Below are 11,900 nucleotides of genomic sequence, written 5' to 3'. Positions count from 1 at the left end.
TTTTTCGTAGGGCGTTGCCCTACGCTATATAATTAAGCCCTTTCAGGGCACCCCAATAAATATATAATTGTAAGGCTTTCAGCCTAACTGCAAAATTCTCATTTAACTGCTAAATTCCCATTTAATTAAGAACTGTACTGAAATGAATGAAACCTTGCTTTCTAACTGCTGATTACTCATTATTTCTTTATCCGTACGTTTACTGTTTGGGTAGTGTTACCGAGAAATATGGATTGGGCGTATGTTGTTCGAAGATGATAGCTTTCATCTTTTCTACAACGTCCGGATGTTGGAGTGCTATATCAGTATCTTCGTGAATGTCCGTTTTTAAGTTGTAGAGGAACGGTGTTCCTTTTTTTACCACCATCTTCCAATCGTCCATGCGTACGGCAATCTGGTCTGTTTCATCAAATTCCCAATACAGGAAATCATGTTTCTTTTGCTTTTTCTTACCCAGCAGTGTGGGTGCAAAAGAAATTCCATCGAAATAATCGACTTCTTTTTCTTTATTGCGATATTTTTTTTCGTAGTCCTTGATGCCGATCACTTCGCAGAATGTAGGCATTAAATCATAAAAAGCACAGATGTGATCGTTCACTTTACCTGCCGGTATGTGCCCCGGCCAACGCGCGATAAACGGAATACGTATTCCTCCTTCATGACACTGGCGTTTTAATCCACGCAGTTTTCCGTCTCTGCCGAAGAAAGTAGGATCGGCTCCACCTTCTTCGTGAGGGCCGTTATCACTGGAGAAAATAACCAATGTGTTTTCGTCCAGCCCTTTCTCTTTCAGCTTTTTCAGGACTTCACCCACGTAATAATCCAGCCGGGTAATCATTCCTGCAAATTGAGCATGAGTGTGCGTAATAGCATTGTATCGTGAGCCTTCGCTTCCTTTAAACTCTTTGTCCGGGTTGAATTTGGCTTTGTATTCATTCAGGATGGAATCTTCCGGTTGAACGAGTTCCGCATGAGGCAAAGTGTAAGTCAGTATGCCGAAAAACGGTTGTTGGTCGTCTTGTTGGTCCAACCACTCCAATGCTTTCTGATGAATCATGTCGGCCGAGTATTGCGGACGTTTCTGGTAGTCGGGACCATACATCGGATATTTGATGTTTTCATCCATCACCACCCGCACCACTCCGGTGTCGCCCAACGCTTTACTATAACGGTTCAGGAAATTGGGGTAGTAGAGATGAGCCTGAAATTGACAGATGTAACCGTAGTATTCATCTATTCCCCGTTTGTCGGGAGTAGAACGCGAGCCTTCATATCCTCCCGCCCATTTGCCGAACATACCCGTGGTATAGCCATTGTCTTTCATTATTTCCGGCAAGATTACATGGTCGGAATCATAAGGATGTTGTCCTACTATCGAATATTCTTGGTTTTGCCCATACAACACGATCGGTACATTTTTCCAGTATTCTTTGTTGCCTCGCACCTCACAGTGGCCTGAATGTTGCCCTGTCATGAATGAAGCTCTGGAAGGCGCGCTGACGGGACTGCCGGCGTATGCCTGTGTAAAACGCATACCTTCATTCGCCATCGTGTCTATATGAGGGGTGCGGATAAATGGTTGACCGTAACAGCCTAAATCTCCATATCCCATGTCATCGCAGAGAATGAAAAGAATATTGGGTGGAGTATTTGATTGGGGCGGTGTAGTGTTTTCCGGTGCTTTGTTAGTGGCTGTTGCAGCACAGGCAACAGTGGACATAAAGGTTAGAATGAAAGGTTGTTTCATTGTTTTTTGGGGGTTAAGTGTGTTATTAGTAGTAGAAAAAGATGTGTCCGTTCTTTGCCGGACACATCTTTTTCATCATCTGTTTAACTTAATTCAATGATTTCTTCATTGCAGTTCGTCAGCTTTTCTATTCCTTCATTGGTTACTACCCAAGAGTTTTCAATACCTACGGGGCCTACACCCGGAATAACGATTTTCGGTTCGAGGGCAAAGACCATGCCCGGTTCTAATTGTTGTTTCATGCGGGGAGCCAATACCGGAGCTTCATTAATTTCGAGTCCGATACCGTGGCCGATAAACTTGGCTTGTTGCCCTGTTCCCATAAATTTGTCGGCAAATCCGGCTTCTTTGGCTATTTCGACAGCTATGTCGTAAAGCACTTCACAAGCAATGCCCGGTTTGGCGATGGAAGCTATCTTTGTTTGGATATCCAAACAAACCTGATGGGCGGTGTAAGCCTCTTCGGGCAGCTTTCCTATTGAGAATACGCGGCTCATATCGTTCATGTAGCCGTTGAAGTTACCTCCCAAGTCCACCATAACGCTCTGACCTTCCTTTAGCGGAGTTTTATTTGCTCCTCCCGGCAAAGCAGGATCAAGTCCCTGTCCACCTAAAGCAAAATCATAGGGCGAGGGGTATCCGGCATTGTCTCCGGTCAGTACGCTACCCATGAATATTTCCATGCTGCGTCCGAATACCCGGAAAATTCCGAGGCAACCTTGCAGACGCATCAGGCGTTCTATTTCAATGGAAAACTCGATGTCTGTCATACCGGGGCGATATACGCTTGGAATCTGTTCGTATGCCTTGGCGTGGGCAATGCCCGAACGGCGGAACATCTCAATTTCTACAGGTGTTTTCACACTGCGTGCCTGACGAATCAACGGGGTGCCATTTACAACTTCTGCTTCCGGAAACAGGCTGGCCAGACGACAATATTCCGTATAAGGGAGCTCGTCACCTTCTAACATCAGTTTGGTTGGCATCGGCAATCCTTGTTCTTTCAACAGGTCAACGATTTGTTCCGGTTTGCGAATCGAGAACGAATGTTCTCCTGTGATATTATTAGGGCGTTTGAAAAATAATAGTGCAGGCGAATGAAGGGGGAGGTAAAGATAGCCACTGACTACACAGCCATACGTGTAAATTAAATTTGCATTACAAGTGATAAGTGCGGCGTCAATGCCCTGTGACACCATCAGACTGCGAATCTTGTCACGGCGAAATTTCAATTCGGGTTGTAGCATTTTTTATTTATTACATGATTATTAATTACAAAACTATCAATGGTAAATTATTAGTTGTGAGTTATTTATCTGATATAACAAATTCACAAACCATTATTTAACCTATCATGCCACAAAGATAATTAATTCCAGCGAAAATAATGTTAATCTCAAAAAAATAGCGCTACCCGCGTCCTGTCACAGGAGGCGAGCAGCGCAAACCACAAATACAAATACAACTAAACAAAGTCTTCTAAATAACGCCTTGTCCCATCATTGCGTGAGCTACTTTCATAAATCCGGCAATGTTGGCACCCTTCACATAATTAATGTATCCGTCGGGTTCCGTGCCGTACTTCACGCATTGTGCATGGATGCCGTGCATGATTGCATGGAGCTTTTCGTCCACTTCGGCAGCACTCCAGCTTAGGTGCATTGCGTTTTGAGACATTTCCAAACCGGAAGTGGCAACACCGCCTGCGTTGACCGCTTTACCCGGAGCATACATTATCTTATGTTCAATAAAGAGGTCGATTGCTTCGGGAGTACATCCCATGTTGGAAATTTCTCCGACGCAAAGTACGTCATTTTTTATGAGATTTTGAGCATCTTCTCCATTTAATTCATTTTGGGTAGCACAAGGAAGTGCGATGTCTGCTTTCACTTCCCACGGGCGCTTGCCTTCTACAAAGGTAGCATTCGGATACTGTTCTGCATAAGGTGCAACAATGTCATTACCCGAAGAACGAAGTTCGAGCATATAGTCTATCTTTTCGCCGCTGATACCATCCGGATCGTAGATATATCCGTCCGGGCCGGAAATTGTAATCACTTTGGCACCCAGTTCGGTAGCTTTGGTAGCTGCTCCCCATGCAACGTTGCCGAAACCGGAAATAGCGACTGTCTTACCTTTTATATCAATACCTTTCGCTTGTAGCATCTGATTTACAAAATACAGACCACCGAAACCGGTAGCTTCCGGGCGAATCAACGAGCCTCCGAATTCTAATCCCTTGCCGGTGAATGTGCCTGTAAATTCACGAGTCAGTTTCTTATACATACCGAACATATAACCTACTTCACGTCCGCCTACGCCGATATCACCGGCTGGTACATCCATATCCGGTCCGAGGTGACGCCATAACTCCAACATAAAGGCTTGGCAGAAACGCATGATTTCAGCATCACTCTTACCGCGCGGAGAGAAATCGGAACCACCTTTTCCACCACCCATAGGCAGCGTGGTCAGTGCATTTTTGAATGTCTGTTCGAAACCGAGGAATTTCAGAATGGAAAGATTGACGGAAGCATGGAAACGGATACCACCTTTATAAGGACCGATCGCATTATTGAATTGTACACGATAACCGAGGTTGGTCTGCACCTCGCCTTTGTCATCCACCCACGTCACACGGAAAGTGAAGATACGGTCGGGTTCTACCAATCTTTCTATGATTTTAGCTTTTTCAAATTCAGGATGTTGATTGTATATATCTTCGATAGAAAGAAGAACTTCCTTCACTGCTTGAAGATATTCAGATTCACCGGGATGCTTAGCCTCCAAAGAGGACATGATTTTCTGGATGTTCATGATACTATATTTTAAAAGGTTAATTCTGATAAAATGTCAACTAACTCACTGCAAATATAGGAAAATTTTTCAAAGTTGCTTGTTTTAATGCGGATATTTTGATTAAATAATGATAAAATGTCAATTTCTTCTGTTGAAAAACACAAAGCCCCGCAGCCTGTAATGTAAAATACAGGTTACGGGGCTTGTATGTGTTTATAAATAGGAAGTGCCGCTTTAGAATTTTGGTTTCATTCCTAGATTATACATGATGAATCCATAAATATCAGCTTGTTCTTCCAGTACTTTAGCCATTGGTTTGCCTGCGCCATGCCCGGCTTTGCTGTCAATACGGATCAGTGTCGGATTGGTACCGTCGTTGTCGGCTTGCAGGGTAGCGGCAAACTTGAATGAGTGGGCAGGGACTACACGGTCGTCATGGTCGGCGGTAGTGACCAGTGTTGCCGGATATTTCGTGCCCGGTTTCAGGTTGTGCAGTGGAGAGTAGCCTTTGAGGTATTCAAACATCTCTTTGCTGTCTTCGCTTGTGCCGTAATCGCTTGCCCAGTTCCAGCCGATAGTAAATTTATGGTAGCGGAGCATATCCATCACACCTACCTGCGGAATCGCTACACGGAACAGGTCGGGACGCTGTGTCATGCAGGCACCTACCAACAGACCACCGTTGGAACCTCCTACAATGGCGATTTTATCTTTATTTGTATATTTCTGGTCGATCAGATATTCGGCAGCAGAGATGAAATCATCGAATACGTTCTGTTTCTGCATTTTAGTTCCGGCTACGTGCCAGTCTTCGCCGTATTCACTACCACCGCGCAGGTTTACTTGTGCGTAGATACCCCCATTTTCGAGGAATGGAATGCGTGTGGCACTGAAGCCCGGGTTGAGGCTGATACCGAAGCCACCGTATCCGTAGAGGAATACAGGGTTTTTGCCGTCTTTCTTCAAATCTTTCTTATAAGTAAGGAACATCGGAATTTTTACGCCGTCTTTGCTGGCGAAGAATACTTGTTCGGTCACAAAATCGTCCGAGTTGAACTGTACTTTCGGGGCACGATATAGTTCGTAGGTGTTCTGATCCATGTCGTATTTGTAGGTAGCACCCGGAATGGTGAATGAAGTGAATCCGAAGAAACATTCTTTGTCGTCTTTGTTGCCGCTAAAGCCTACGGAACCGAGTGACGGCAGTTGGATTTCCTGAATTTGTTTACCGTCGAGACCGTAAACGTATGCGTGGTTTGAGGCATCTTTGTCATAAGTAAGGAACAGTTTGCCACCGATCACTTCCGCATTTGAAAGAACAGCTTCCGATTCGGGTACGAGCTCTTTCCAGTCCTCCAGCTTCGGACGGTTGATGTCGGCTACCATGATCCGGTTTTTCGGTGCACCGTAGTTGGTATAAATATAAATTTGGTCGCCGATAACTTCGATTGGGTAATATTGGTAGTCGAGGTCTGTAGTCAGCTGGATGAAGGGTGAATTCGGCTTTTTCAAATCCCGTATAAACAGGTTGTTACCTCTTCCGGCACCGGATTCCGTCAGGAAGAGAATCCGTTCGTCTTCACTGGTGCTCGATGTATAGAAACGTTTCGGATAAGCAGGATTCTGATAAATCAGTTTATCTTTTGACTGTGGCTCACCGATTTTGTGATAATAGATTTTGTGATTCTCGTTCACGTTGGAGAACTCTTTTCCTTTGGTCGGCGCATCATAGGCACTGTAATAGAAACCGTCTCCCTGCCAGGCGGCACCGGTAAACTTGGCCCATTCGATGTGGTCTTCCAGCAGTTTTCCGCTTTCGGTATCCATTACATAAATTTCAGACCAGTCCGAACCGCTGCGTGAAATACTGTAAGCGGTGTACTTGCCGTCGTTTGAGAAATAAAGACCGGTCAGTGCTACTGTTCCGTCGTCCGATAGTTTGTTCGGATCGAGGAAAACACGCGGTTCGCCGTCCAATGAGTCCTGCACATAGAATACACTCTGGTTCTGCAGACCGTCATTTTTACTGAAATAATACTTCCCATGTTTCTTGATCGGGGCACTGATCTTCTCGTAATCGGCCAGTGTCGTCAATCGTTTCAGAAGGTTTTCGCGGAACGGGATCTGGCTAAGATACTCATTCGTTACTTTGTTTTGTGCTTCTACCCAGGCAGTAGTGGCTGCGCTGGTGTCATTTTCCAACCATCTGTAAGGGTCGGGAACTTGTGTGCCGAAGTACACATCTACAGTGTCTACCTTTGCCGTCTCGGGGTAGACCAGCTTTTTTTGTTGGGGAGCGCATGACATCACCATGATTCCACTCATTAATAAAGTTACTTTTTTCATGTGAATAAAAAGTCTTTTTGAATAAACTTAAAGTTACAAATCTACAAAATAATAAGAGATAAACAAGTAAACTTTATAAAGAAGATGATGGAAAATGAGATTTAAAGAATTAACTTTGCAAAAGTAATCATCAAGTATAAAGGACTATGGATAATTTTATTACGAGTATCAAGGTTAATCATATTTTTCATTTGGAGAACTTTTGTATACCAATCTCTGAAAATGAAAAAAAACATCTGATTATTACGGGAAAGAACGGAAGTGGTAAGACTATTTTGTTGAATGCAATTGTGGAGCATTTAAGTCAGGTTTGTAATGATAAGATGTTGAGTTTCTTAGATTTAAAGAAAAATTTAGAGTCTAATCAAGCATGGTTGCAGCAAGCTGAGACCACTGGTGATTCGAAAAGTATTGCTTCCGGCCAGAATAATGTTGAATATTATAAAAATAGAATTGAAGAATTTTATGGAAAAGTAGAACTTTCATTCCATGATATATACTCCATCTCTAAGGATTTTTTTAGTCAGAACTTTATTATAGCCTACTATGCTGATGAACGTAAGTCTCTTTTTGTAGAACCTAAGAATCCTGTTAAGCCGGATTTGAAGATGAAGACTGATCTGAAACATAATAAAGTAGATCAGTTCTTGAATTTTATGGTTGACTGTAAAGTGCAAGAGGCTTTAGCTCGTAATGAAGGAAAAACAGAGGATGCTGATTATATTCGTCAATGGTTTGTCGGCTTCCGAAATATTCTTCGTCAGATATTTGATGATACAACCTTAGAACTTGATTTCAATTATAAAGATTACTCTTTCCTCATTCAAACACGCGGAAAGTCGTTTAAATTCACCGAACTATCAGCAGGATATTCGGCTGCATTAGACATTGTAGCTGATTTAATTTTAAAAATGCAATCACAGAATAATGTGGTCCGTGCATACGAGAAAGGAGGAATTGTGTTGATTGATGAAATAGAAACGCATCTTCATTTGGAACTACAAAGAGTGATTTTGCCGATATTGACTACTATTTTTCCTAACATACAGTTTGTTGTCACTACTCATTCCCCTTTTATTCTTAATTCTTTAGAGAATGCTGTTGCTTTTGATTTGGAGCATCGTGAACCAATTGAAGACTTAACGGATTATTCTTATGAAGCATTAGCAGAAGGTTACTTTGGTGTTCGTACAGACTCCAGTGAGATTCAAATGCGTTTACAACGGATGGAAGAATTGATTCGTTCTGATCGGCTTTCTATTTCGGATAAAAGTGAGTTGGAAATGTATCTGCAGGATTTTGATAAGATTCCGGAAGCAGTTGCTCCTGCTATTAAAGCTAAATATTATGATCTGAAAAGAGAGTGGCAAAATAAGAATTAATTAAGATGATTAGAATTTGTAAAAATGCAGATAAGCCACAAACTTTAGATAAGAGTTATAATACGGACGAGGTCTGCAAACAATTACTGATGGATCAGAATGATAAATGTTATCTATGCGAACGGCGTTTGACAACTGATTATCAAGTAGAGCATTTTAAATCGCAAGCCAATAATGGAGACTTGAAGCAAACATGGGAAAACTTATTTGTAGCTTGTGGATACTGTAACAATAAAAAGTCGAATAAGTATGATGATATCTTAGATCCGACTCAATATGATATCGAAACTATAATAGAACATTCAAATGATTTTGTTAATCAGAAAGCAATATTTGATAGTGATAATAGAACTTCTGAAGTACTTTCAACGATAAAGTTATTGAATTTATTATTTAATGGAAAACTATCTTATAGGAATTGTCGTGAGCAACGATTTTATGATGAATTTATTCAAAAAATGAATTTCTTTTCTTATGTTGTTGATGAATATATGTCAGGTAAGAAAGAATATTATTATCCGGTTATAAAAGAACAGTTGGATATTCGTAGTGAATATTTGGGATTTAAATATGCAATTATTCATAGTAACGATTTGCTGAAACATGATTTTGGAGATATGACGATTTGGAATAAGAAAGGAGAATGACTTTATGCTTAGTAAATATAAATTAAACCAGCTTTACTTCAAAGATACACAGTTCGCCAACCTGATGACAAGGCGAATTTTTAACGTGTTGTTAATCGCCAACCCTTATGACGCTTTTATGTTGGAAGATGACGGGCGCATTGATGAGAAGATTTTCAATGAATACACCTCTTTATCTTTGCGTTATCCACCTCGTTTCTCGCAGGTATCCACAGAGGAGGAAGCATTGGCGCAGTTGGAAAATATGTCGTTCGACCTGGTGATTTGTATGCCGAGCACGGGGGACAATGACAGTTTTGATATCGGTCGTCATATCAAAGAGAAATACGAGCATATTCCTATCGTCATCCTGACTCCTTTCAGCCATGGTATTACCAAACGGATTATCAATGAAGATTTAAGTGCGTTTGAATATGTGTTCTGTTGGTTGGGCAATACCGACCTGTTGGTGTCTATTATCAAATTGATAGAGGATAAGATGAATTTGGAACACGATGTGCAGGAAGTCGGTGTGCAGTTGATTCTTTTGGTGGAGGATGGTATTCGTTTCTATTCTTCTATTTTGCCGAATCTGTATAAGTTCGTGTTGAAGCAGAGTCAGGAGTTCTCTACTGAAGCCTTGAATGCGCACCAGCGTACACTTCGTATGCGCGGGCGGCCTAAGATTGTACTGGCACGTACGTATCAGGAGGCAATGGAAATTTATCATAAATATCAGAATAATATATTAGGAGTAATCACTGATGTCCGTTTCCCGAAAGTGGAACGGGGTGAGAAAGATGGTTTGGCAGGTATCAAGCTGTGTGCCGAGATACGAAAGAATGATCCGTTTGTTCCGTTGATTATCCAGTCGTCCGAGTCGGAGAATGCATCTTATGCAGCTAAGTATGGTGCCAGCTTTATTGATAAGAACTCAAAAAAGATGGATGTCGATTTGCGTCGTATTGTTTCCGATGATTTTGGTTTTGGTGATTTTATATTCCGTAACCCGGCTACCGGGGAAGAGATTGCCCGTGTCCGGAATTTGAAAGAGTTGCAAAACATTCTTTTTGCTGTACCTGCGGAGTCTTTCTTATATCATATCAGCCGGAATCATGTGTCGCGTTGGTTTTATTCCCGTGCTATGTTTCCCGTAGCCGAGTTCTTGAAACCGATAACATGGAATAGTCTTCAAGATGTGGATGCTCACCGGAAAATCATCTTTGAAGCCATTGTGAAGTATCGTAAGATGAAGAATCAGGGAGTTGTGGCTGTCTTTAAGCGCGACCGCTTCGACCGTTATTCTAACTTTGCCCGTATCGGAGATGGTTCTTTGGGCGGAAAAGGGCGTGGACTGGCGTTTATTGATAATATGGTGAAGCGTCATCCGGAGTTTGACGAGTTTGAGAATGCGCGTGTCGCCATTCCTAAAACGGTAGTGCTCTGTACGGATGTGTTTGATGAATTTATGGATACCAATAATTTGTATCAGATTGCATTGTCGAACGCGGATGATGATACGATTCTGAAATACTTCCTGAAGGCCAAGTTGCCGGACAGGCTGGTGGAGGACTTCTTTACTTTCTTCGATGTGGTGAAATCTCCGATTGCCATCCGTTCCTCTTCTTTATTGGAAGACTCTCATTATCAGCCGTTCGCCGGAATTTATAGTACATATATGATTCCCTATCTGGATGACCGGTATGAAATGTTGCGTATGCTTTCGGATGCTATTAAAGGGGTGTATGCTTCGGTTTATTTCCGCGACAGTAAAGCGTATATGCAGGCCACTTCGAATGTGATCGATCAGGAAAAGATGGCTGTTATCTTGCAGGAGGTAGTTGGTAATCAATATGGCGATCGTTATTATCCGTCTATGTCTGGTGTGGCCCGTTCGCTGAATTATTATCCGTTGGGGGATGAAAAAGCAGAAGAAGGAACGGTTAACCTGGCTTTGGGATTGGGAAAATATATTGTAGACGGTGGTATGACCCTTCGTTTTTCTCCTTATCATCCTAACCAGGTGTTGCAAACCAGCGAAATGGAAATCGCCCTGAAAGAGACCCAGACCCGTTTTTATGCTTTGGATTTGAAAAATGCCGGGCATGATTTTTCTATCGACGATGGTTTCAATTTATTGAAACTCCATGTCAAAGAGGCGGAAAATGATGGTGCCTTGCGTTATATCGCTTCTACGTATGACCCGTATGACCAGATTATCCGGGATGGTTTATATCCCGGAGGTCGGAAGGTGATTACTTTTGCCAATATCCTGCAACATGATGTATTCCCGTTGGCTCGTATTCTGCAATTAGTCTTGAAATATGGTGAACAGGAGATGCGCCGTCCGGTTGAAATTGAATTTGCGGCTACGATGAGTCGTGAACATGATAAATCCGGAACTTTCTATCTGTTACAAATACGTCCTATCGTAGACAGTAAAGAAATGCTGGACGAGGATTTGAACGAGATACCGGATGAAGATGTGATTCTCCGCTCATATAATTCATTGGGACACGGTATCATGAATGATATTTATGATGTGGTCTATGTAAAGACCGATAATTATAGTGCCTCCAACAATCAGGCAATTGCCTGGGAAATAGAAAAGATTAACCAACAATTCTTGAATGAAGGAAAGAATTATGTGCTTGTCGGTCCGGGACGTTGGGGAAGCAGCGATACTTGGCTCGGCATCCCTGTGAAGTGGCCGCATATCTCGGCTGCCCGTGTGATTGTGGAAGCCGGACTGACCAATTATCGGGTAGATCCCAGTCAAGGGACACACTTTTTCCAGAATTTGACTTCTTTTGGAGTAGGATATTTCACTATCAACGCCTTTATGAATGATGGGGTTTATAATCAGGATTTCCTCAATGTGCAACCTGCGGTGGAAGAAACGAAATATCTTCGTCATGTCCGCTTTGAGAAACCGATGGTGGTCAAGATGGATGGAAAGAAGAAGCAGGGTGTGGTTTTGATGCCTTTTTAAGTGGAACT

Annotated in this window: 7 protein-coding genes; 3 read left to right on the top strand and 4 right to left on the bottom strand. The window is 42.3% G+C overall.

The window, feature by feature from the left end:
* Positions 1-199: 199 nt before the first annotated feature.
* From KFO40_RS08060 to KFO40_RS08045, 4 genes are all read right to left on the bottom strand, one after another.
* Positions 200-1,747 (bottom strand): arylsulfatase, encoded by a 1,548-nt coding sequence (locus tag KFO40_RS08060; RefSeq protein WP_211146243.1) that lies wholly within the window; start codon positions 1,745-1,747, stop codon positions 200-202.
* Positions 1,748-1,830: 83 nt separating this feature from the next.
* On the bottom strand, positions 1,831-2,994 hold the full coding sequence (locus KFO40_RS08055; RefSeq protein ID WP_008641198.1) for a M24 family metallopeptidase: 1,164 nt from the start codon (positions 2,992-2,994) through the stop codon (positions 1,831-1,833).
* Between the two features lie 232 nt (positions 2,995-3,226).
* Positions 3,227-4,564, bottom strand: coding sequence for an NADP-specific glutamate dehydrogenase (gene gdhA, locus KFO40_RS08050; RefSeq protein ID WP_008024724.1), 1,338 nt, complete (start codon positions 4,562-4,564; stop codon positions 3,227-3,229).
* 216 nt (positions 4,565-4,780) lie between these two features.
* The gene (locus KFO40_RS08045) at positions 4,781-6,892 is read right to left on the bottom strand and encodes a prolyl oligopeptidase family serine peptidase (RefSeq protein ID WP_009038722.1); all 2,112 of its coding nucleotides are present in this window, start codon (positions 6,890-6,892) and stop codon (positions 4,781-4,783) included.
* Positions 6,893-7,038: 146 nt separating this feature from the next.
* Here KFO40_RS08045 and KFO40_RS08040 point away from each other — a divergent pair, with 146 nt between their 5' ends.
* Genes KFO40_RS08040 through KFO40_RS08030 form a run of 3 tightly spaced genes read left to right on the top strand, consistent with a single transcriptional unit; the run spans position 7,039 to position 11,892 of the window.
* Positions 7,039-8,274: an AAA family ATPase gene (locus tag KFO40_RS08040; protein ID WP_121960516.1), complete on the top strand. Its 1,236-nt coding sequence runs from the start codon at positions 7,039-7,041 to the stop codon at positions 8,272-8,274.
* Positions 8,275-8,279: 5 nt separating this feature from the next.
* Positions 8,280-8,921: an HNH endonuclease gene (locus KFO40_RS08035; protein ID WP_008024719.1), complete on the top strand. Its 642-nt coding sequence runs from the start codon at positions 8,280-8,282 to the stop codon at positions 8,919-8,921.
* Positions 8,922-8,925: 4 nt separating this feature from the next.
* Complete coding sequence (locus KFO40_RS08030) at positions 8,926-11,892, top strand: PEP/pyruvate-binding domain-containing protein (protein WP_211146242.1); 2,967 nt, start codon at positions 8,926-8,928, stop codon at positions 11,890-11,892.
* Positions 11,893-11,900: the final 8 nt, after the last annotated feature.

Origin of the sequence: Bacteroides sp. 1001302B_160321_D4 (assembly GCF_015667765.1) — a bacterium.
GTDB lineage: Bacteria > Bacteroidota > Bacteroidia > Bacteroidales > Bacteroidaceae > Bacteroides > Bacteroides xylanisolvens.
Note: the sequence above shows the minus strand (reverse complement) of the source record. Positions and strands in the feature narration are given on the sequence as shown.